This is a genomic window from Polaromonas sp. JS666 (assembly GCF_900103405.1).
GTDB lineage: Bacteria > Pseudomonadota > Gammaproteobacteria > Burkholderiales > Burkholderiaceae_C > Polaromonas.
The window spans coordinates 551581-571869 of sequence record NZ_FNHX01000001.1 but is presented as its reverse complement, the minus strand read 5'-3'; the positions used below and the strand labels follow the sequence as shown (position 1 = coordinate 571869).

The 20289-nt window shown below is 66.2% G+C and carries 20 protein-coding genes; 11 read left to right on the top strand and 9 right to left on the bottom strand.

Annotated elements, in window-relative coordinates; genetic code table 11:
* Nucleotides 1-29: 29 nt before the first annotated feature.
* Genes BLQ85_RS02820 through BLQ85_RS02805 form a run of 4 tightly spaced genes read right to left on the bottom strand, consistent with a single transcriptional unit; the run spans nt 30 to nt 3721 of the window.
* On the bottom strand, nt 30-650 hold the full coding sequence (locus BLQ85_RS02820) for a phosphoadenosine phosphosulfate reductase domain-containing protein (protein WP_007869726.1): 621 nt from the start codon (nt 648-650) through the stop codon (nt 30-32).
* A gap of 5 nt (nt 651-655) precedes the next feature.
* Nucleotides 656-1051 (bottom strand): DUF934 domain-containing protein, encoded by a 396-nt coding sequence (locus BLQ85_RS02815; protein ID WP_074575131.1) that lies wholly within the window; start codon nt 1049-1051, stop codon nt 656-658.
* Nucleotides 1052-1062: 11 nt separating this feature from the next.
* Nucleotides 1063-2874, bottom strand: a complete 1812-nt coding sequence (locus BLQ85_RS02810) for a nitrite/sulfite reductase (RefSeq protein WP_074574605.1) — start codon at nt 2872-2874, stop codon at nt 1063-1065.
* A gap of 55 nt (nt 2875-2929) precedes the next feature.
* Nucleotides 2930-3721: a sulfite exporter TauE/SafE family protein gene (locus BLQ85_RS02805; protein ID WP_074574603.1), complete on the bottom strand. Its 792-nt coding sequence runs from the start codon at nt 3719-3721 to the stop codon at nt 2930-2932.
* Nucleotides 3722-3976: 255 nt separating this feature from the next.
* Here BLQ85_RS02805 and BLQ85_RS02800 point away from each other — a divergent pair, with 255 nt between their 5' ends.
* Together BLQ85_RS02800 and BLQ85_RS02795 are read left to right on the top strand one after the other, a co-directional pair.
* Complete coding sequence (locus BLQ85_RS02800; RefSeq protein ID WP_074575130.1) at nt 3977-5197, top strand: ABC transporter substrate-binding protein; 1221 nt, start codon at nt 3977-3979, stop codon at nt 5195-5197.
* A gap of 129 nt (nt 5198-5326) precedes the next feature.
* On the top strand, nt 5327-6112 hold the full coding sequence (locus tag BLQ85_RS02795; RefSeq protein WP_254779665.1) for a response regulator transcription factor: 786 nt from the start codon (nt 5327-5329) through the stop codon (nt 6110-6112).
* 3 nt (nt 6113-6115) lie between these two features.
* Here BLQ85_RS02795 and mnmC read toward each other — a convergent pair whose 3' ends face one another.
* Together mnmC and BLQ85_RS02785 are read right to left on the bottom strand one after the other, a co-directional pair.
* Nucleotides 6116-8008 (bottom strand): bifunctional tRNA (5-methylaminomethyl-2-thiouridine)(34)-methyltransferase MnmC2/FAD-dependent 5-carboxymethylaminomethyl-2-thiouridine(34) oxidoreductase MnmC1, encoded by a 1893-nt coding sequence (mnmC, locus tag BLQ85_RS02790; protein WP_074574599.1) that lies wholly within the window; start codon nt 8006-8008, stop codon nt 6116-6118.
* 9 nt (nt 8009-8017) lie between these two features.
* Nucleotides 8018-8290 (bottom strand): oxidative damage protection protein, encoded by a 273-nt coding sequence (locus BLQ85_RS02785; protein WP_074574597.1) that lies wholly within the window; start codon nt 8288-8290, stop codon nt 8018-8020.
* Nucleotides 8291-8468: 178 nt separating this feature from the next.
* Between BLQ85_RS02785 and BLQ85_RS02780 the strand changes: the two genes are divergently transcribed.
* The 8 genes from BLQ85_RS02780 (at nt 8469) to BLQ85_RS02745 (ending at nt 15744) form a co-directional block, all read left to right on the top strand.
* Nucleotides 8469-9518, top strand: coding sequence for a sulfate ABC transporter substrate-binding protein (locus BLQ85_RS02780; RefSeq protein WP_139200867.1), 1050 nt, complete (start codon nt 8469-8471; stop codon nt 9516-9518).
* Between the two features lie 140 nt (nt 9519-9658).
* Nucleotides 9659-10258: an NADPH-dependent FMN reductase gene (gene ssuE, locus BLQ85_RS02775; protein ID WP_074574595.1), complete on the top strand. Its 600-nt coding sequence runs from the start codon at nt 9659-9661 to the stop codon at nt 10256-10258.
* 144 nt (nt 10259-10402) lie between these two features.
* Nucleotides 10403-11422 (top strand): sulfonate ABC transporter substrate-binding protein, encoded by a 1020-nt coding sequence (locus BLQ85_RS02770; protein ID WP_083336708.1) that lies wholly within the window; start codon nt 10403-10405, stop codon nt 11420-11422.
* A gap of 17 nt (nt 11423-11439) precedes the next feature.
* Nucleotides 11440-12450 (top strand): sulfonate ABC transporter substrate-binding protein, encoded by a 1011-nt coding sequence (locus BLQ85_RS02765; RefSeq protein WP_074574593.1) that lies wholly within the window; start codon nt 11440-11442, stop codon nt 12448-12450.
* Between the two features lie 36 nt (nt 12451-12486).
* Complete coding sequence (ssuD, locus tag BLQ85_RS02760) at nt 12487-13650, top strand: FMNH2-dependent alkanesulfonate monooxygenase (RefSeq protein WP_074574591.1); 1164 nt, start codon at nt 12487-12489, stop codon at nt 13648-13650.
* A gap of 15 nt (nt 13651-13665) precedes the next feature.
* A complete protein-coding gene (ssuC, locus tag BLQ85_RS02755) occupies nt 13666-14562 on the top strand; it encodes an aliphatic sulfonate ABC transporter permease SsuC (RefSeq protein WP_074574589.1) in 897 nt (298 codons plus the stop codon).
* Between the two features lie 19 nt (nt 14563-14581).
* Complete coding sequence (locus tag BLQ85_RS02750) at nt 14582-15481, top strand: ATP-binding cassette domain-containing protein (RefSeq protein WP_083336707.1); 900 nt, start codon at nt 14582-14584, stop codon at nt 15479-15481.
* A 47-nt stretch (nt 15482-15528) separates the two neighbouring features.
* Nucleotides 15529-15744: a TOBE domain-containing protein gene (locus BLQ85_RS02745; protein WP_074574586.1), complete on the top strand. Its 216-nt coding sequence runs from the start codon at nt 15529-15531 to the stop codon at nt 15742-15744.
* 2 nt (nt 15745-15746) lie between these two features.
* On the opposite strand, the gene BLQ85_RS02740 is transcribed toward BLQ85_RS02745, so the two are convergent.
* Genes BLQ85_RS02740 through BLQ85_RS02730 form a run of 3 tightly spaced genes read right to left on the bottom strand, consistent with a single transcriptional unit; the run spans nt 15747 to nt 19031 of the window.
* Nucleotides 15747-16766 (bottom strand): tripartite tricarboxylate transporter substrate binding protein, encoded by a 1020-nt coding sequence (locus BLQ85_RS02740; protein ID WP_074574584.1) that lies wholly within the window; start codon nt 16764-16766, stop codon nt 15747-15749.
* Nucleotides 16767-16807: 41 nt separating this feature from the next.
* Nucleotides 16808-18016, bottom strand: coding sequence for a CaiB/BaiF CoA transferase family protein (locus BLQ85_RS02735; protein ID WP_074574582.1), 1209 nt, complete (start codon nt 18014-18016; stop codon nt 16808-16810).
* Nucleotides 18017-18068: 52 nt separating this feature from the next.
* The gene (locus tag BLQ85_RS02730; protein ID WP_175456044.1) at nt 18069-19031 is read right to left on the bottom strand and encodes a hydroxymethylglutaryl-CoA lyase; all 963 of its coding nucleotides are present in this window, start codon (nt 19029-19031) and stop codon (nt 18069-18071) included.
* Between the two features lie 124 nt (nt 19032-19155).
* Between BLQ85_RS02730 and BLQ85_RS02725 the strand changes: the two genes are divergently transcribed.
* On the top strand, nt 19156-20058 hold the full coding sequence (locus BLQ85_RS02725; RefSeq protein WP_074574580.1) for a LysR family transcriptional regulator: 903 nt from the start codon (nt 19156-19158) through the stop codon (nt 20056-20058).
* Nucleotides 20059-20289 lie beyond the last annotated feature (231 nt).

Here is a 20289-nt window from a genome sequence, read left to right as displayed (position 1 = left end):
GGGGCATGGGGGGCATCGGGAAGGGGCTGTCAGTGCGCAAGGTGCAGGCCGCACTCGCGGTTGTCTTCGCCCTTGGTGGGGTCCACATAGTCGAAGTTGTTGGGCAGGCCGTTGATTTCGCAGTACTGGTAAAGGTCCTTGGAAGACCAGTGCAGCAGCGGCGCAACCTTGATCAGGCCGTCGGGGTTGACGCTGACCGGGTCCATCTGGGCGCGCACCGCGGTGTCGGTGGCGCGCAGGGCCGTGAACCAGACCTGGGGGGCGGTTTCACGCAGGGCGCGGGCAAAGGGCTCGAGTTTCACCTCTTCAGTAAAGGCCGCGTGACGCGGATCGTCCAGCGCCGGGGTCGGGCCTTCCACGGCCTCGCGATGCGCGCGGGAGCGGCGCGGCAGGTAAATATGCAGGTCCAGCTTGAGCAGACGGGTCACTTCGTCGGCGAAGCGGTAGGTGGCCTCGGTGTTGTAGCCGTTGTCCATCCAGACCACGGGAACGCGGGGATTGGCGCGCGTCACCATGTGCAGTATCACCGCCTCGAAGGGGCGGAAATTGGTGGTGACGATGGCGGGCCGGCCCAGTCCCACGGCCCAGCCCACCAGGCCCTGCGCGTTGTGGCCGAGTTCCGCATTGATTTTTGCAAGGTCGAGACTCATGGTGTTCAGGCGGCAGCCGCTTCCTTGAAGTGGGGGGCAATGTGCACCGCGTCGCCCTGGTAGCGGCCTGCGCTGTAGCCGGGGTAGCTGGCCAGCACGCGCTGGGCGATGGCCATGTCCTGGTCGGCGCGCAGCACCGCGGTGTCAAAGCCGCTGCGCTCCATCTGCGCCAGCTGGTCCACCAGCACGTCGCCGGTGGCGCGGATCTCGCCCTTGAATTCACGGCGGCGGCGCAGCAAAAAGGCCTGGCTGTAGGCGCGGCCGTCGGTGAATTTCGGGAAGTGCAGGTCTATGCGCGCAACGCCGGCCAGCGAAACCTCGAAGGGATCGGCGTCGTTCGCGATGGCCAGGACACCGGCTTGTTCGGTGCCGCTGTGTTCGTTGAAAGGCAGCAGTTTCATCGTCATTCCTTTCAGTGCGCGACGGTGTTGGGGGCAAAGCGCGCGGCCTTGGCGGCGGCCTTGTAGGGCTCCATGCCGATGCGGCGCAGGGTCGCGATAAAGGTTTCACCGTCTTCGCGCAGCTGGCGGTAGGTGTCCAGCACCGCTTCAATCACTTCGGGAACTTCGGCGCCGGTGAACGAGGGGCCCACCACCTTGCCGGGCACCGAGGCGCCGCTCAGCGCGGAGCCGTCGGAGCCGCCCAGCGAGACCTGGTACCACTCCAGGCCGTCCTTGTCCACGCCCAGGATTCCGATGTGGCCGCTGTGGTGGTGGCCGCAGGAGTTGATGCAGCCGCTGATGTGCAGGTCGATCTCGCCCAGGTCGTGCAGCTCGTCCATGTCCTGGTAGCGCTCGGTGATGGCCTCGGCGATGGGGATGGAGCGCGCATTGGCCAGCGAGCAGAAGTCGCCGCCGGGGCAGGCGATCATGTCGGTCAGCAGGCGGACGTTGGGCTTGGCAAAACCGGCCTTGCGGGCGGCGCGCCAGAGTTCGGGCAGCTCGTCGCAGCGCACCCAGGGCAGCAGCAGGTTCTGGTCGTGCGTGACGCGCACCTCGCCGGCGCTGAACTGGTCGGCCAGGTCGGCGGCGATGTCGAGCTGGTCGGCCGTCGCGTCGCCCGGGGCCTGGCCCAGGCGCTTGAAGGACAGGGTCACGGCGCGCAGGTCGGGGTTCTGGTGCGGCGCCACGTTGCGCTGCAGCCAGCGGCCGAACTCGATGTCGTCCTCGGCGGCGGCGCGCAGGATGTTGGCGATCTTCACGTCGGCGCTCTTGCGGTCGCAGTTGAGCGTCGGCGGCACGAAGGAGGCCGTCACGCGGTCCAGTTCTTCCTGGGGGATGGTGTGCGGCGCGCCGTCGTGCTCGAGGATCTGCTTGTACTCGGCTTCGACCTCGTCGATGTAACGCTGGCCTTCGGCCTTCACCAGGATCTTGATGCGGGCCTTGTAGATGTTGTCGCGGCGGCCGTAGCGGTTGTACACGCGCACCACGGCTTCCAGGTAATTCATGATCTGGTTCCAGGGCAGGAACTCGCGTATCACCGTGCCTATGACAGGCGTGCGGCCCATGCCGCCGCCCACCAGCACCTTGAAGCCCAACTCGCCTTCGGCGTTGCGCACCAGGTGCAGGCCCACGTCGTGCCAGGCCGTGGCGGCGCGGTCTTCGCGGGCGCCGCTGATGGCGATCTTGAACTTGCGCGGCAGGAAGGCGAATTCGGGGTGCAGCGTGCTCCACTGGCGCAGGATCTCGCCGAAGGGCCGCGGGTCGGCGATCTCGTCGACGGCGATGCCGGCGCGCTCGTCGCTGGTGATGTTGCGTATGCAGTTGCCGCTGGTCTGGATGCCGTGCATGTTGACGCTGGCCAGCAGGTCCATCACGTCGGCCGATTTGTCCAGCGGAATCCAGTTGTACTGCACGTTCTGGCGCGTCGTGAAGTGGGCATAGCCGGTCGTCAGCTTGGAGCTGACCGACAGGCCGCTCTTGAGGTTGACGGGGCCCAGCTTGTCCTGTTTGGCCTGGGCGTCGTTGAACAGCGCCGCATTGGGCTGGTCGTATTCGCGGGCGATCTTCGCCAGCACGCGCACCTGCGCGCTCGACAGCTCGCCGTAGGGCACGGCCACACGCAGCATGGGCGCATAGCGCTGCACATACCAGCCGTTTTGCAGGCGCAGCGGGCGAAATTCGTCTTCCGGCAGCTTGCCGGCCTGCCAGCGGCTTAGCTGGTCGCGGTACTGGTTGGCGCGGGCTTGGACAAACTCGCGGTCAAATTCTGTGTATTGGTACATGGCTGTCGGGATTCAAACGTGGGATTTTTTTATAAAGAGAGCGGCCTGGAGCCGTTCAGATCGAGATCAGTTTCACGCCGGCATAGGCCAGCAGCACCGAGAGCAGCGAGCGGATCACACGGTCCGGCGTCTTGTGCACCAGGTGCGAGCCCAGCCAGATGCCGGGCAGGGAGCCGGCCAGCAGCTTGATCAGCAGCGACCAGTCGACCGAACCGATGGAGGCATGGCCCAGGCCCGCCACCAGGGTCAGCGGCACGGCATGGGCGATGTCGGCCGCCACGATGCGCGGCAGCGGCAGGGTGGGGTAGAGCAGCATCAGCACGATCACGCCAATGGCGCCCGCGCCCACGGACGTCAGGGTGACCAGGGTGCCTATGACCGCGCCGAACAGCAGCGGCAGCGACCAGTGGCGCGCGCGCGTGGCCTGGACGATGGCTTCGGGGGCGATGCTGGTGGGGGCGGCTTTTCCGCGCAGCACCTTGTAGAAGGTGGCGCCTGCCGTCAGCAGCAGCGCCAGGCCCAGGGTGGTGGTCATGATGGCCTGGGTCGCCGGATTGGCGGGGCCCAGGCGCTGCAGCATATAGAGCGTGGCCAGCGAGGCCGGGATACTGCCGGCGGCCGTCTGGCCGACGATTTTCCAGTCGACCGCGCGGGCGCGCGCCAGGCTCACGGTGCCGCCCATCTTGGTGAAGGCGGCAAACAGCAGGTCGGTGCCTATGGCCAGGTGCGGTTTGATGCCGAAAAAGAAGATCAGCAGCGGCGTCATCAGCGAGCCGCCGCCCACGCCGGTCAGGCCCACCACCAAACCCACGGCAAAGCCGGCAAATACAAAGGCAAATTCATGCATGCCGGAAAATGTAAGTGTGCAGCTTATAAAAACAAACTACACATTTGTTCTGCCGTTATCTGGATAAGCTTATTCGCGAGCAAATATGCGGATTTCCGGGCGATTCAGGCCGCTGTCTGCTTAAAGAAAATCCACAACCGAGCATCCGGGCATCCCACGTCCACAATGCACTGGTACAGTCCCTGCTTTTCCCGGCCGGCTGCCCCCCCCGTGCGCCGGCTCGATGGAACGAATCGCTTACTTTTGGAGAAAACCGTGAAATTTGCAAAATCCGCCCTGCTGGGCGGTTTGTTTCTGGCGTCGGCGGCCGGCCTGGCGCTGGCGCAGGGCGGCTCGAAAACGCCCGTCAAGATCGGCGAAATCAACAGCTATTCGACCATCCCCCAGTTCACACAGCCCTACCGCCAGGGCTGGCAGCTCGCCGTGGAAGAAATCAACGTCACCGGCGGCCTGCTGGGCCGCAAGGTCGAGGTCATCGCCCGCGACGATGCCGGCAAGCCCGAAGAGGCCTTGCGCCATGCGATCGAGCTGACGTCCAAGGAAAAGGTCGACGTGCTGGCCGGCGGTTTCCTGTCCAACGTCGGGCTGGCGCTGGCCGACCATGCCCAGAAGAACAAAAAGGTGTTTATCGCCAGCGAGCCGCTGACCGACGCGCTGATCTGGGACAAGGGCAACCGTTACACCTTCCGCCTGCGCCCCGGCACTTATATGCAGGCCGCCATGCTGGTCGAGGAGGCCGCCAAACTGCCGGCCAAGCGCTGGGCCGTGATCGCGCCCAATTATGAATACGGCACCAGCGCCGTGGCGGCCTTCAAGGAACTGCTCAAGGCCAGGCGTCCCGATGTGGAGTTCGTCGGCGAGCAGTGGCCGGCGCTCGGCAAGCTGGACGCCGGCACCACGCTGCAGGCCACCATGCAGAGCAAGCCCGACGCCATCTTCAACGTGACCTTCGGCGCCGACCTGGCCAAGCTGGTGCGCGAGGGCAACCAGCGCGGCATCTTCCCCAGGGTACCCGTGGTGTCGCTGCTGTCGGGTGAGCCCGAGTACCTGGATGTGCTCAAGGACGAAACGCCCAGGGGCTGGATCGTGACCGGCTACCCCTGGGACCAGATCGACTCGCGCGAGCACGCCAGCTTCGCCGCCAACTACTACCGCCGCTTCAACGAATACCCCAAGGTCGGCTCGGTCGTGGGTTATTCCACCATGCAGGCGATTTTCGCCGCCATCAAGAAGGCCAACTCCACCGACAGCGAGAAGCTGGTCGTGGCGCTGCGCGGCCTGAAGTTCTCCACTCCCTTCGGCCCGGCCGAGTTCCGCGCCATCGACCACCAGTCCACCATGGGCGCCTATGTGGGCAAACTGGACCTGCGCGGCAACAAGGGCACCATGGTGCAATGGCGCTATGCCGACGGCAAGGCCTATCTGCCGCCGGACGACTATGTCAAGGCCCGCCGACCGTCTGCGGCCATGAAGTGACCTTTTGGCAACGAGCGCCAATTTCATGGAGAAAGGCCTGCCGAATCCCCGCATAATCGGGCCCACATGACGAATACGGGTGGTGAGGCTGTCAAGCGGATATTTGTAAAAGTGTTCGGGTTTGATGACGTGGAACGTCACGCCCTGAACACGGTGTTTCGCCTGTCCGAAACACGGCCCACGGCCTACGCGCTGTGGACCGCGGCCGCACCCGAAGAAGCCGAGCTGGCCCTGATAGACGGCGACAGCTGGGAGGCCGCGATCGAGCTGGCCAACCCCGCCCATGACGATCTCAACCTGGTCTGGATAGGCGACAACGCGCCGTCCCGGGCCCGCCTCGCGATCAAGCGCCCGCTGCAATGGGCGGCCGTGATTGAAGGCATGGACGCCTTGCTGGAGGCCGAGCACCCCCAAGCCGCCGGCAAGCCGGCGGAAGCCGAACTCGACCTGGACCTGCTGTCCGAGTCAGGCGCCGTGCTGGACCTGGACCTCGACTTTGATTCCCAAGCCCCCACCGCGCCCGCGCCGCTGGAAGAACCCGCAGCCGAAGCCCAGCAGGCCCAGGTGCTGGTGGTGGACGCCGACCGCGATGCGCGCCTCTACCTGCGCGCCCGCCTGGCCATGGCCGGCCGGCTGGTCGTGGACGAGGCCGCCAGCGGCGCCGAAGCGCTCAAGCTCATGGACACACGGCTTTACAAACTCGTGATCCTCGACATGGACCTGCCCGACATCGATGGCTGGGAGATGGTCAAACGCGTCGAGGCCTCGCGCCCGCCCGTCGAATTCCTGATCCTGACCGGCAGCAAGCTGACCCCGCTGGACGCGGTGCGCGGCTGGTTTGCCGGCGCGCGGGGCAGCCTGCGCAAACCCCTGCATCCCGGAAAACTCAAGTACCTGCTGCGCAGCCTGAGCTGAGCTTCAGGCGGCTGGTGCGCGTTGCGGCGCCAGCGCATCGGCCAGGCGCTGCTCCAGCGGCAGCGGTTCGGCGTGCAGCCGGGCCGCCAGTAACTCCCCGCTCAGCGCGGCAAAACTCAGCCCACGCGAACCCATGCCGCAGCAAACCCACAAGCCGGCCGCCAGCGGCCCCAGCATGGGCAGGCGGCTGGGCGTCGCGCAGCGCACGCCGGCCCAGCTTTGAACATTCCCGGCCTCGAACTGCGCGGCCAGCGCGCGTGCCGTTTCGGGCAGCAGGCTTTGCAGCCGGCTGAAGTTGTGGCGGTCGTCCTCGGGGCGTATTTCGGCCTCGGGGTTGTCTCGTTCAAAGCTCGAACCCATGACCCAGGCCAGGCCGCCGGCCTCGCCGGCCAGGGGCACGGCGGGCGCCAGGCTGCCGTGGCCGTTCACCGGGAAAGCGGGCAGGGCGCCGGCCGTGCCGGGCTCATGCCGGCCCCAGCTGACCTGGCCGCGTATGGCCTGCAGCGCGAGCTCGCTGGTATTTTCTGTCTCGGCGCCAGCGGCCAGCGCGCGGCTCGCATACCCAGCCGCGAGCACCACGAGTTCGGCACGCGCCAGCTCCCGGCCCTGCGCATCCCAAAGCTGCCACTGGCCGGAGGCATGGCTCAGCCGGGCCACCGCCGACCGGCCCTGCGATAACACGCCCGGCGTGGCCAGCCAGGCATCGACCAGGCCAGCCGGCCGTATCCAGCCGGCGCGTGCATGCCACAGCGCGGGCGCATCCGGCGGCAGGCCGCAGTCCGCGAGCTGGGCGGCCTCGGCCGGGCGGCTCCAGTCGCCCGCCGCGTCTGCCCAGTCCGCCTGCCAGGCCTCGGGCCGTTTGCGCGGGTGTTCCACCGTGTGTTCCAGCACGCCGGTGCGACCCCAGTCGCCGGCTTGCAGCAGAGTTTCGGCCTGCTGCAGCGTGGCGCGTATACCGTGGCGCGACAGGCGCGAGAGCGGGTTGTCGTCGGGCGAGACATGCGGCGCCAGCAAACCGGCCGGCAGGCCGGAGGCACCGGCGGCCGGTTCTTCGGCCGCGTCCAGCACCGTGACCTGCCAGCCGCGGCGCGCCAGGCTGGCTGCCACGGCCGCGCCGGCCAGGCCCGCGCCCACCACCACACAGCTGCCCGGGGCGCGGCGCGCCGGCGGCGGCTGGGCTTTTTTGGGTTCCCAGGCCGGGTTGAACTCGCCCTGCAGGTTGTCGCGCTTGGGCGGTATGCCCGGCACTTTTTTGACGACAAAGCCGGATTGGGCCAGCGCATCGCGCACGCTGCGCGCGATGGTCCAGGTCGCCACCCGTGTGCCGCGCCGGCAGCAGCGCGCCACCGCCTTGAAGGTGTGCACATCCCAGATGTCAGGGTTGCGCTGCGGGCTGAAGCCGTCCAGGTAGACCGAATCGGCCTCGAAAGATTGCTCGCGCAGCATGGCTTTGGCATCGCCTATGCACAGCGTCAGCAAGACCCGGCCGCCTTCAAACACCAGGCGGTGAAAGCCCGGCAGCAGGCCCCAAAGCTGGGCCTGCAACTGCTCGGCCAAGGGGACCAGTTCAGGATGGGTCTGGGCGCTGCGCAGCACGTCGGCCGCGCTGGCCGGGAAGGCCTCGGTCGAGACGAAATGCAGCAGGCGGGGGCGGTCCGGGTCGGCCTTCCAGGCGGCCCAGGTCACAAGAAAGTTCAGGCCCAGGCCGAAACCGGTCTCCAGCACCGTCCATTGCGGCTGGCCGGCCCAGGCCGCAGGCAGGCCGCAGCCCTTGAGAAAGACTTCTTTGGCCTGGTCCAGGCCACCCAGTTCGCTGCGGTAGCGGTCGCCGAAACGCGGGCTGAAGGGGCTTCCGCCGGCCGTGCCGTCGTCCAGCCACTCAATGCGTTCGGGCATGCCGCCGTATCAGGGGGTGGGAGGCACGTAGCCTTGCACCGCGTCGGCGCCCTCGCCGAAGAAGTGTTTCTCCATCTGGCGCGCCAGGTACTGGCGGGCGCGGGCGTCGGCCAGGTTCAGCCGGTTTTCATTGACCAGCATGGTCTGCTGCTTCATCCAGTCCGCCCAGGCTTCCTTGCTGACTTCTTCCCAGATGCGTTTGCCCAGGGCGCCGGGGTAGGGGGGGAAGTCCAGGCCTTCGGCTTCTTTACCGAGCTTGATGCATTTGACGAGGCGTGCCATGGCGAGGGTTCTTTCGTGTATCGGGGGGATCTAAAAGGGTGATCCGAGGGCCCAAAAGGGAGTCCAAGGATAAATACAGAATAAAGAACTGAGTTTTTATTCGTTCCGGTTTTCTAAGGCTGCTTCCAGAATCCATTTTGTCTGCATTTACACGCATTTTCTGGAAAAGAGAGCAACCATGACTTCACGCCGCAACTTTATCAATGTTTCCATCCGCACGGCCGCCGCCCTGGGTTTGGGTTTGACGCTGGCAGGGTCACTGCTGACGGCCCAGGCCCAGCAGCCGCCCAAGCCGCCCGTCACGCTGCTCAATGTGTCCTACGACCCGACGCGCGAGCTTTACGTCGAGTACAACGCCGCCTTCATCAAATACTGGAAGGCCAAGACCGGCCAGGACGTGACCATCAAGCAGTCGCACGGCGGCTCGGGCAAGCAGGCGCGCTCCATCATTGACGGCCTGGACGCCGACGTCGCCACGCTGGCCCTGGCCGGCGACACCGACGCACTGGTGAAAAACGGCGGCTGGCTGTCGGCCGACTGGCAGAAAAAGCTGCCGCACAACTCCTCGCCCTATACCTCCACCATCGTGCTGGCTGTGCGCCAGGGCAATCCCAAGGGCATCAAGGACTGGGATGACCTCGTCAAGCCCGGCATCAATGTGATCACGCCCAACCCCAAGACCTCGGGCGGCGCCCGCTGGAATTACCTGGCGGCCTGGGAATTCGCCAAGCGCAAATACGGCAGCGACGCCAAGGCCAAGGAGTTTGTCGCCAAGCTCTATGGCAACGTCTCGGTGCTGGATACCGGCGCCCGCGGCTCCACCATCACCTTTGCCCAGCGTGCCCAGGGCGACGTGCTGATCGCCTGGGAAAACGAGGCTTACCTGCTGGAAAGAGAATTCGGCGCCAAGTTCGACGTGGTCGCGCCCTCGCTGAGCATCCTGGCCGAACCGGCCGTCGCCGTGGTCGACAAGAACGTGGACAAAAAGGGCACACGCGCCGTGGCCGAGGAATACCTGAAGTACCTCTACTCCGAAGAAGGCCAGGACATTGCCGGCAAGAACTTCTACCGCCCGGCCGTCTCGCAAAAAGCCATTGCCAAGTACGCCAAGCAGTTCCCCAAGCTGAACCTGTTCACCATAGACCAGGCTTTTGGCGGCTGGACCAAGGCCGACAAGGAGCACTTCGCCGACGGCGGCTCCTTCGACCAGATTTATACAAGAAAGTAACCCCCGAGGCGGCCTCCGGCCGCCTCCCCCCAGGGGGCGCCCGCTGCGGCCCGGCTGAGCCGGTTCCGCGCCGGCACTGGAATTGAAGAGCTGTCACACCACGCTTGGCCACACAGGCACATCAGGGAAAACTTTCAACAATGTCCGCGCAACAATCCGTCCTGCTGATCGCCGGCAGCCCCTCCGAGCAGTCGCGCTCCTCAGCGCTGCTCGACTCGGTCAGCCACAGGCTGGCCCTGCGCGGCGGGCTGGTGGTGGACAGGCTCAATATCCGCGAGCTGCCGGCCCAGGCGCTGCTGCTGGCCGAATGGGGCCATCCGGCCATCGTCAAAGCCATAGCGCAGATCGCCAGGGCGCGCGCTGTCGTCGTGGCCACGCCGGTTTACAAGGCGGCCTACAGCGGCTTGCTCAAGGTGCTGCTCGATGTGCTGCCGCAGACCGCGCTGAAAGAAAAAACCGTGCTGCCGCTGGCCACGGGCGGTAGCCCGCACCACATGCTGGCGCTGGACTATGCGCTGCGCCCGGTGCTGCAGGCGCTGGCCGCGCGCCACATCCTGCCCGGTGTTTACGCCACCGATTCACAGGTGCCGCAGTCGGCCGACAAGCGCTACGAGGTCGGCCCCGACATCGCCGTGCGGCTGGACGACGCGGTGCTGACCCTGCTGGCCGAAAGCTTTCGCCAGCCGGCCACGGCCGGTTTTGAGCCGGTGCATTTTTCCCGGGTGCGATGTAGCGTCTGACGCCGCGCCGGGGCGCGCCGGCTGATCGTTCAGCCGTCGCCCCGAATTCCCACGACGCCACTTTAAAACCGCCAGGCAGGCGGCCGGGCGGAGCTTTGCCTCCTGCGGCCGCGCACCCGGAAGACTTTTGACAAGGACATCACCATGAGCACCACCGCCGCCGGCACGCCCGGCACTTCCCCACAACCCTCCAGGGCGCGCATCTGGCTCGACTTCAGTTTGAGCCTGCTGCTGGCTGCCCTGATCGCGGGCGTCATCACCCTGCTGACGCTGCCCGTGGCGCACGCACAGGACAAGGTCGAGCTGCGTATCGGCTACCAGAAAGCCGCCAGCCTGTTTGTGCTGCAGAAAGCCCAGGGCACGCTTGAAAAGCGTTTGTTGCCCTTGAACGCCACGGTCAAATGGGTGGAGTTCCCGGCCGGTCCGCAACTGCTCGAAGGCCTGAACCTGGGCTCGGTCGACGTGGGTTATGTCGGCGAGGCGCCTCCCATCTTCGCCCAGGCCGCCGGTGCCAAATTTGCCTACATAGGCTACGACCCGGCCGCGCCCGAGGCCGAAGCCATCCTGGTGCCCAAGGATTCGGCCATCAAATCCGTGGCCGAACTCAAGGGCAAGAAGGTCGCCCTCAACAAGGGCAGCAATGTGCACTACCTGCTGGTCAAGCTGCTCGAGAAAAACCATCTCAAGCTCAGCGACATCCAGCCCGTCTACCTGCCGCCGGCCGATGCGCGCGCCGCCTTTGAAAGCAAAAGTGTGGACGCCTGGGTGATCTGGGACCCGTTTACCGCCGCGGCCGAAAAAGCCATAGGTGCGCGCGTGCTGGCTGACGGCAAGGGCGTGGTCAACAACTACCAGTACTACCTGGCCGAGCGCGGCTTTGTCGCCAGGAACCCCAAGGTCATCCAGGCCCTGTTTGACGACTCGGTGGAACGCGGCGCCTGGCTCAAGGCCAACCTCAAAAAGGCCGCCGAGCTGATCGCGCCGCTGCAAGGCCTGCCGGTCGACGTGGTCGAGCTCAGCCTCAAGCGCTACGAGTTCAAGGTCCAGCCCGTGCCCGCCAGCGTGATCGCCGACCAGCAAAAACTGGCTGACACCTTCTTCGAGCTCAAGCTGATTCCCAAGGCCATTGCCGTCAGCGAAGCCGCTTACAAACCGGCTCCCTGACACAAGGAGACCGCACCATGAACACCCTCACACCGCTACAACTGCGCCGCCGCTTCCTGAAGATCGTCGCCACCACGGCTTCGCTGTGGGGCCTGGGCCTGCAGGGCGTAAAAGCACAGTCTGCCGCCAAGGCGGAAAAAGCCCCCGAGCAGCTGCGCATCGGCTACCAGAAATCCGCCGTCAACCTGGTCATCCTCAAGCAGAAAAGCGTGCTCGAAAAACGCTTTCCCAACACCAGAATCACCTGGGCCGAATTCCCGGCCGGGCCGCAGCTGCTGGAAGCGCTGTCGGTGGGCAGCCTGGAGTTCGGCCTGACCGGCGATTCGCCGCCCGTGTTCGCCCAGGCCGCCGGCAAGGAGTTGGTCTACGTCGGCGTCGAGCCGCCCAAGCCCGACAGCTCGGCCGTCCTGGTGCTGGGTGACTCGCCGATCCGCAACCTGGCCGGCCTCAAGGGCAAAAAGATCGCACTGCAAAAAGGCTCCAGCGCCCACTACCTGCTGGTGCGCGCGGTCGACAAGGCCGGCCTGAAATGGGACGACATCCAGCCCATCTACCTGGCACCCGCCGACGCGCGCGCCGCTTTCGAGCGCAAAAGCGTGGACGCCTGGGCCATCTGGGACCCGTTTTACGCCGCGATCGAACTCGCCATCAAGCCGCGCGTGCTGGCCACGGGGCGTGAGCTGTCGAGCAACAACTCCTTTTACCTGGCCTCGCGCCCCTTTGCCAGCCAGCATGGGCAGACCCTGGCGGCGCTGTTTGAGGAATTGAGCCGTGCCGATGCGCTGGTGCAAAGCAACCGGTCCGAGGCCATCAAGCTGGTGTCCGATTTCAGCGGCCTGGACGCTGGCGTGGTGAGCCTGTTTATCCAGCGCCGTCCCGTGTCGCCCGTCGGCCCGCTCAATGCTGCCGCCATCGCGGACCAGCAGCGTGTGGCCGATGCCTTTTTGCGGCTGGGCCTGATTCCGCGCGCGGTCAAGGTGGCCGACATCGTATGGCGGCCCGAAGCCACCCAGGTCGCGCGCAAATAAGCGCAACGCCAAGCACTCAGTATTCAAGGAGTTTTTATGCAGGTTTTCTGGTTTATTCCCACCCACGGCGACAGCCGCTACCTGGGCACGGGCGAAGGCGCGCGCGAGGTCAACCATGACTATTTGAAGCAGGTCGCCACGGCCGCCGACACCCTGGGTTATGAAGGTGTGCTGATTCCCACCGGCCGCTCCTGCGAAGACCCCTGGGTGGTGGCCGCCAGCCTGCTGCCTGTCACCAAAAACCTCAAGTTCCTGGTGGCGGTGCGGCCCGGCCTGCACCAGCCCAGCCTGGCCGCGCGCATGGCCGCCACCTTTGACCGGCTCTCGGGCGGGCGCCTGCTGATCAACCTGGTCACAGGCGGCGACCAGGCCGAGCTCGAAGGCGACGGCGTCTACCTGGACCACACGCAGCGCTATGAACAGTCGGCCGAATTCATACGCATCTGGCGCGAGATCCTGGCGCGCAGCCACGCCGGTGAAAGTTTTGATTTCCAGGGCCAGCACCTGAGCGTCAAAGGCGCCAAGCTGCTGTACCCGCCGGTGCAAAAACCGCATCCGCCCGTGTATTTCGGCGGCTCCTCGGCGCCGGCCCATGCGCTGGCCGCCGAGCAGGTCGACACCTACCTGACCTGGGGCGAGCCGCCCGCCGAAGTCTCCAAAAAAGTCGCCGACGTGCGGGCCCGCGCCGAGAGGCTGGGCCGCAAGGTCAAGTTCGGCATACGCCTGCACGTCATCGTGCGCGAGACCGAGGACGAGGCCTGGCGCGCCGCCGAAAGCCTGATCAGCCGGCTCGACGACGACACCGTGGGCCGCGCCCAGGCAGCCTTCTCACGCATGGATTCCGAAGGCCAGCGCCGCATGGCTGCGCTGCATGCGGGCGGTGGCAAGCGAACCAGGGCGGAGCTCGAAATCAGCCCCAATCTCTGGGCCGGTGTGGGCCTGGTGCGCGGCGGCGCCGGCACGGCACTGGTGGGCGACCCCAAGACGGTGGCCGCGCGCATAGAGGAATACGCGGCCCTGGGCCTGGACACCTTTGTGCTCTCGGGCTATCCGCACCTGGAGGAGGCTTACCGCTTCGCCGAACTGGTCTTCCCGCTGCTGCCGCGCAGGCTGCGCCAGAAGCTGCCTGGCCAGGTGTTGAACGGGCCTTTTGGTGAGGTCGTGGCCAATGACTACCTGCCGCGCGTCTCGCAAAGCTGAACCCGGAGCACAGCCATGACAGACTCTGTTCGTGAACTCCAGGTGACCCCGGTGCCCGACACCGTGGATGCTCCCGGCCTGGGCTTCTTGCCGCTGGCCCCGGGCTTCTCATTGCCGCGCCTGCAAATTGCCGCCGTGCTGCGCGACCTCGGCCAGCGCCTGCTGCCCTGGGTGGTGCCTGTGGGCTTGATCGCGCTCTGGCAAATTGCCTCTTCACTGGGCTGGTTGTCTACCCGCGTGCTGCCGGCGCCCTCGGAAGTCATCAAGGCCACCTGGACGCTGTCGGCCTCGGGCGAGCTGTGGACCCATGTGAAGGTCAGCGCGGGCAGGGCGCTCGCGGGCCTGGCCGTGGGCGGCGGTCTGGGCCTGGCCTTGGGCCTGCTGACCGGCTCGGTCAAGTTTTTTGAAACCCTGCTGGATTCAACCATACAGATGGTGCGGAACATCCCGGCGCTGGCGCTGATTCCACTGGTGATTTTGTGGTTCGGCATCGATGAAACCGCCAAGCTGTTCCTGATCGCGGTGTCGGTTTTCTTCCCGATCTACATCAACACCTTCCACGGCATACGCAATGTGGACCCGGGGCTGGTCGAGATGGGCCGCACCTACGGCCTCACGCGCTGGCAGCTCTACCGAGAGGTCATCCTGCCCGGCGCGCTTTCGTCCATCCTGGTGGGCTTGCGGTTTTCGCTGGGCCTGATGTGGGTAATTTTGATCGTGGCCGAAACCATTTCAGCCCAGGCCGGCATTGGCTACCTGACCATGAACGCCCGAGAGTTTTTGCAGACCGATGTGGTGCTGGTCGGCATCCTGCTGTATGCCTTGCTGGGCAAGCTGGCCGATGTGTTCGCGCGCGGGCTGGAGCGCTACTGGCTGCGCTGGCATCCCGGTTACCAGAGTGCGGCGGCCTGAATGGGCACGAGGAAACACCATGCTGCATCCCCATATCTCTTTTGAATCTTCGCAAACCTGGCTCGCGGCGGAACTTGGGCGCGATGCCGGAGCTGACACGCTGCCGCCGCAAGCGCCGCTTTCATCACAGGAGCGCGGCGTGCGCCTGGAAATCCGCGGGCTCTCCAAACGCTACGGCAAACGCCAGGTGCTGCAGCACACCGAACTCGTGATCGAACCCGGCGAGTTTGTCGCCATCGTGGGCCGCAGCGGCTGCGGCAAATCCACCCTGCTGCGCCTGGTGGCCGGGCTGGAGGCCGCCACGCAAGGCAGCATACGCCTGGACGGCCAGGACGTCAGCGGCTTGCGCGAAGACACCCGCATCATGTTCCAGGATTCGCGCCTGCTGCCCTGGCGCCGCGTGATCGACAACGTGGCCTTGGGCCTGCCGCCCGGCGGCCATGCGGCCGCCGCCGACGTGCTGGCCCAGGTCGGCCTGGCCGACCGCCAGCCCGACTGGCCGGCGCGCCTGTCGGGCGGCCAGCGCCAGCGCGTCTCGCTGGCCCGGGCCCTGGTGCACAACCCGCGCCTTTTGTTGCTCGACGAACCGCTGGGCGCACTGGACGCGCTGACCCGCATAGAGATGCACCAGCTCATAGAAGGCCTGTGGCAGCGCAACGGCTTTACCGCCTTGCTGGTCACGCACGACGTGCAGGAGGCCGTGGCGCTGGCCGACCGCGTGATCCTGATCGAGGACGGCCGCATCGCGCTCGACGAACGCGTGCGCATCGCCCGCCCGCGCGAACGCAGCGAGCCGCTGTTCGGCCAGATCGAGAAAAAGATCCTGGACCGCGTGCTGCAACAGCCCGGCGAGGCGATCTCGCCCAGCGAACCGCTATGGCCCAACACGCCGGTGCACGGTGTGCGCTGGGCGGTCTGAGCTTTACTTATTCAACGATTCTTTAACCCAGTTCCAGGAGAACCTTTATGTCCATCCAAGCCATCAATGTCCGCAACCAGTTCCGCGGCAAGGTCAAGGAAATCATCCGCGGCGACGTGGTGTCCGAAATCGACGTCGAAACCCCCTGGGGCATCGTCACCTCGGTGATCACCACGCGCTCGGTCGACCAGCTCGAGCTCGGTGTCGGCAGCGAGGTGGTCGCCCTGGTCAAGTCGACCGAGGTATCCATCGCCAAGCTGTAAAGCTATTGCAGTTCTACGCCCGCTTTTTTAACCAAGCGGGCGTACTTCACCATCTCGCTGCGAAAAAACAGCGCGGCCGCCTCGGGCGTGCCGGGGTTGATGGTGTTGCCCTGTTTGGCCATGGCTTCCTTGACCTCGGGTGTCGCGTAGGCGGCGGCCACGGCGGCCTGTATGCGCCGGGCTTCGGCCATGGGTAGTTTGGCCGGGCCGACCACGGCAAACCAGCCTTCGATGTTGTAGTTGGGCAGGCCTTGCTCGGCAATCGTCGGGATATCCGGCGCGGCCGCCACGCGCGCCGCGCTGCCCACGCCGATGGCGCGCAGCGCGCCGCTCTTGAGGTGGGCCTGCACCGCGGGCAGGGCCAGCACGCCCAGCTCGACCTGGCCGCCTATCAAGTCGGTCACCATGGGCCCCACGCCCTTGTAGGGGATGTGTTTGACCTTGACCTGGGCTTCATCCATGAACATCTCGGCCGCCAGGTGCAAGATGGTGCCGTTGCCCGATGAGGCGTAGTTGTAGGCCTCGGGTTTGGCCTTGAGCAGGGCCACCAGTTCCTTCACATTGGTCGCCGCCACCTTGACCGGGTTGACCACCAGCACAAACGGCGTGCTTCCCAGCACGCAGATCGGCGTGATGTCGTTGATCGGGTCGAAGGGCAGCGTTTTGTAGACGCTGGGGTAGACCACGTGGTTGTTGGACACCACACCCAGCGTCATGCCGTCGGGTGCCGCTTTCACGAGTGCCGAGGTGCCGACGATGCCGCCCGCGCCGGGCTGGTTTTCAATCACCACCGGGTGGCCCAGCGTCTTGCCCAGGGCCGCGGCGGCGGCACGGACGATGGTGTCCACGCCCGAGCCCGCGCCCACCGGCAGGATAAACCGCACCGCACGCTCCGTGGCCTGCGCCAGCACACGGCGCGGTGCCCAGGCCAGGCCGCCGCCCAGCAGCAGGGCGCCCAGGCCTTGCAGCGCGTGTCGGCGGTCAAGTTGAAAAGCGATGGGATTTTTTGTTGTGTTGCGCATGTCTTGTCTCCTTTGTCGTGAATCGTGGGGCGTTTAACGCATCATGACACCGCTGCTTTACGGTGCAGCCGTTCTATGTCTTCGTCGCCGTAACCCAGGCCGGCCAGCAGCTCGCGCGTGTGTTCGCCCAGCCTGGGCGGGTTCATGCGCACCTTGAGGCGCTCGCCGTCCATGGTCAGCGGCAGCAGCGTGGTCTTGGCGGTCTGGCCGGCGCGTTCGCCGTCGGGCAATGTGATGTCGGCCAGCCCGCCGGTGGCCAGCAGGTGTTCGTCGTCGTAGAGTTCCTCGGGCTTGCGTATGGGCGCAAAAGGCAGGCCGGCCGCCTCAAACAGCGCTACCAGCTCGCTGGCGCTGCGCAGCGCCAGGCGTTCGCGCAGCAGCGGCAGCAGGGTTGGGCGTTCGGTGACGCGCTGGTTGTTGCCGGCATACCGCGCGTCGGCCTTGAGGTCGGCAAAACCCAGCGCATCGCAAAACGCGGCCCATTGCGCATCGCTGACGGCCGCCAGGAAGATCTGCTCGCCGTCCTTGACGCTGAACACGTCGTACACGCCCCAGGCCGAGATGCGGTCCGGCATGGGCGCGGCCGGCTGGCCGGTGATGGCGTACTGCAGCATGTGCTGGCCGACCAGGAAGACGTTGTTCTCGAACAGGGCCGATTGCACCTCCATGCCCTTGCCGCTGATGCCGCGCTGTATCAGCGCGCCCAGCACGCCGATGGCGCCGAACATGCCGCCCATGATGTCGTTGACGCTGCTGCCGGCGCGCAGCGGGTCGCCGGGCCGGCCCGTCATATAGGCCAGGCCCCCCATCATCTGCACGACTTCGTCGAGCGCGGTACGCTGGTCGTAGGGGCCAGGCAGAAAGCCCTTGTGGCTGGCGTAAATCAGGCGCGGGTTGGCCGCGCTCAGCGCGGCGTAGTCCAGGCCGTACTTGGCCATGGTGCCGGGCTTGAAGTTCTCGGCCACCACGTCGGCGCTGGCGCACAGCCTGCGCGCCACCTCGGCGCCGGCCGGATCGCGCAGGTCTATGCCTATGCTTTTTTTGTTGCGGTTGAACAGCGGGAAAAAGCCCGCGCCCGCGCCCAGCAGGTGGCGTGTGCGGTCGCCGTCTATCGGTTCGACCTTGATGACCTCGGCGCCCATGTCGGCCAGCAGCATGCCGCAGGTCGGGCCCATGACCATGTGGGTGAACTCCACGACGCGCAGGCCGGCCAGCGGCTGGGGTGGGGTGGAAGAAGCGTTGTTTTGCATGTAGGTATCAGGAAGGATGAAGCGGCGCCGGCCAGGCTCGCCTGCAAGGAGTTTAGGCCGTCGCGGCGGCGGGCCGCATGGTTTTGGGCAGGCCCGCGCGCCACAGCGTGCCGTGCAGGCTTTCGCCCTCCAGCCAGCCCGCCACCTGGCCGCGCAAGGCCATCAATTTGTCGAAGTCAATGCCGGTCTGTATGCCCATGCTCGCGAACATATAGGCCAAGTCTTCGCTGGCCACATTACCGCTGGCGCCGGGCGCATGCGGGCAGCCGCCTATGCCGGCCAGGCAGGCGTCAAAACGCGTCATGCCGGTCAGCAGTGCGGCATACACATTGGCCATGCCCATTCCGCGCGTGTCATGGAAATGGCCGCAGGCCAGCTTGTCGCCCACCAGCGCAAAAGCCGCCTCGAACAAGTCGCGCACCATGGCCGGGTCGGCATAACCCACGGTGTCGGCCAGGCTCACGCGGTCTGCGCCCGCGTCCAGCACGGCCTGCAAGAGGCGCAATACCTCGGCCGGTTCGACCCGGCCCTGCAGCGTGCAGCCAAAAGCCGTGCTCATGCCGACCTCGAGCACCATGCGCGAACCCGAAGCATCGCGCGCGGCGCGTATGCGGCCGATTTCTTCCACGACCTCATCAGGCGTCTTGCGCAAATTGGCCAGGCTGTGGGCATGGCTGGCCGATAGCGGCAGCAGCATCAGGTCGGCGCCCGATTCGATGGCGCGCTCAGCGCCTTTGAGGTTGGGCACCAGTACGGAGGTGCTAAGACCCGGCAAGGTCTTGGCATAGGCGACCAGCTCGGCCGTGTCGGCCAGCTGCGGCAGCAGGCGCGCCGGCACAAAAGAGCCGACCTCGATTTCACGCTGGCCCGCCGCATGGGCCTGGCGCAGCCATTCGAGCTTGTGGGCGGTCGGCATCACGGCGGCAATGCTTTGCAGGCCGTCGCGCAGGCCGACCTCGCGGATGATGGCCTGGGCGGGCAGGGCGGGGGCGGTGCTTGCGGGGTGGGTGGCCAGGGTCACGGGGTTTGTCTCCGAAATTCCGAGTCCCCAGTTTAGAATTTCCTAAATCGTTTGGTTTATCAATTTTGGAAGCTATGGTGTTCCAATCGGGAATACCTAAGGCTTTGAGGAGGCAAGCATGAGAGACCTGGACCTGACCACGCTGCGCCTGTTCGCCGCCGTCTGCGATGCACGCAGCATTGCCCGCGCAGCCGAGCAGGCCAACATCGTCGGCTCGGCCGTCAGCAAGCGCCTGGCCCAGCTCGAAGACACGGTGGGCACGCCCCTGCTGCTGCGCAGGCGGCGCGGCGTCGAGCCCACGCCGGCCGGCGAAAGCCTGCTGGAGCATGCGCGCGCCATGTTGGCCAGCGCCGAGCAGATTGAGCGCGACATGGGCGACTATGCGCTGGGCGTGCGCGGCCAGGTGCGCATCCTGGCCACGGCCTCGGTCATGGCCGAATCGCTGGCCGACGACGTCGCCGGCTTTTTGCAGGTGCCAGCCCACCACGACATCCGCATCAGCATGGAAGAGCGCGTGAGCCCCGAGGTGATACGCGGCATCAAGGAGGGCGTGGCCTCGGTCGGCATCTGCTGGGATGCGGCCGACCTGTCCAGCCTGCAGTCGCGCGGCTACCGCCACGACCACCTGGCCATCGTGGCCCATGCCTCGCACCCGCTGGCGGTGCATGAGACCTTGAGTTTTGAGCAGACGCTGGGCTATGAACACGTGAGCCTGCCGGCGCAAAGCGCGGTGCAGGTGCTGCTGCAGCGCGCCGCCGCGCTCCAGGGCAAGGCCATCGTGCACCGTGTCATCGTCTCCAACTTCGAGGCCGCGCTGCGCGTGGTGCGCGCCAACCTGGCCATCAGCGTGGTGCCGCGCGAGGTGGCCGATCCCTATGCGCGCACCTTCGGCCTGCGCGTGATGCCGCTGACGGACGCCTGGGCCAGGCGCCGTTTTGCGATCTGTTTCAGGGACGAGGCCGGCCTGTCGGCCGCGGCCAGGCTGCTGGTCAAACACCTGGCGGGCAGCTCGCCCGCCTGATGCGGCGCGGCCCGCCATGGCCCCTTAAAACCCCCTGCCTGGCACGGTGAAAGCGGCCTGCGCGCTTTTGCGGTAAAATAATGCTCCAACCCACGGCAGACAAGCGTCATCAGCTATAGAAAATATAGCGTGCCAGGCTGATCCAGGCTAGGCCCAATCGGGTCCGGCAGCCGCCGCAAGGCCGGCGTCCTGGCCGGCCACGGCGCTTGATTTTGGGGAAGGAAGCCCCAA

Bases quoted from the DNA above. Each gene is read 5' to 3' on its own strand.
- BLQ85_RS02820 (WP_007869726.1), bottom strand. From the start codon at position 650: ATGAGTCTCGACCTTGCAAAAATCAATGCGGAACTCGGCCACAACGCG.
- BLQ85_RS02815 (WP_074575131.1), bottom strand. From the start codon at position 1,051: ATGAAACTGCTGCCTTTCAACGAACACAGCGGCACCGAACAAGCCGGT.
- BLQ85_RS02810 (WP_074574605.1), bottom strand. From the start codon at position 2,874: ATGTACCAATACACAGAATTTGACCGCGAGTTTGTCCAAGCCCGCGCC.
- BLQ85_RS02805 (WP_074574603.1), bottom strand. From the start codon at position 3,721: ATGCATGAATTTGCCTTTGTATTTGCCGGCTTTGCCGTGGGTTTGGTG.
- mnmC (WP_074574599.1), bottom strand. From the start codon at position 8,008: ATGCCCGAACGCATTGAGTGGCTGGACGACGGCACGGCCGGCGGAAGC.
- BLQ85_RS02785 (WP_074574597.1), bottom strand. From the start codon at position 8,290: ATGGCACGCCTCGTCAAATGCATCAAGCTCGGTAAAGAAGCCGAAGGC.
- BLQ85_RS02780 (WP_139200867.1), top strand. From the start codon at position 8,469: ATGACTTCACGCCGCAACTTTATCAATGTTTCCATCCGCACGGCCGCC.
- ssuE (WP_074574595.1), top strand. From the start codon at position 9,659: ATGTCCGCGCAACAATCCGTCCTGCTGATCGCCGGCAGCCCCTCCGAG.
- BLQ85_RS02770 (WP_083336708.1), top strand. From the start codon at position 10,403: ATGAGCACCACCGCCGCCGGCACGCCCGGCACTTCCCCACAACCCTCC.
- BLQ85_RS02765 (WP_074574593.1), top strand. From the start codon at position 11,440: ATGAACACCCTCACACCGCTACAACTGCGCCGCCGCTTCCTGAAGATC.
- ssuD (WP_074574591.1), top strand. From the start codon at position 12,487: ATGCAGGTTTTCTGGTTTATTCCCACCCACGGCGACAGCCGCTACCTG.
- ssuC (WP_074574589.1), top strand. From the start codon at position 13,666: ATGACAGACTCTGTTCGTGAACTCCAGGTGACCCCGGTGCCCGACACC.
- BLQ85_RS02750 (WP_083336707.1), top strand. From the start codon at position 14,582: ATGCTGCATCCCCATATCTCTTTTGAATCTTCGCAAACCTGGCTCGCG.
- BLQ85_RS02745 (WP_074574586.1), top strand. From the start codon at position 15,529: ATGTCCATCCAAGCCATCAATGTCCGCAACCAGTTCCGCGGCAAGGTC.
- BLQ85_RS02740 (WP_074574584.1), bottom strand. From the start codon at position 16,766: ATGCGCAACACAACAAAAAATCCCATCGCTTTTCAACTTGACCGCCGA.
- BLQ85_RS02735 (WP_074574582.1), bottom strand. From the start codon at position 18,016: ATGCAAAACAACGCTTCTTCCACCCCACCCCAGCCGCTGGCCGGCCTG.
- BLQ85_RS02725 (WP_074574580.1), top strand. From the start codon at position 19,156: ATGAGAGACCTGGACCTGACCACGCTGCGCCTGTTCGCCGCCGTCTGC.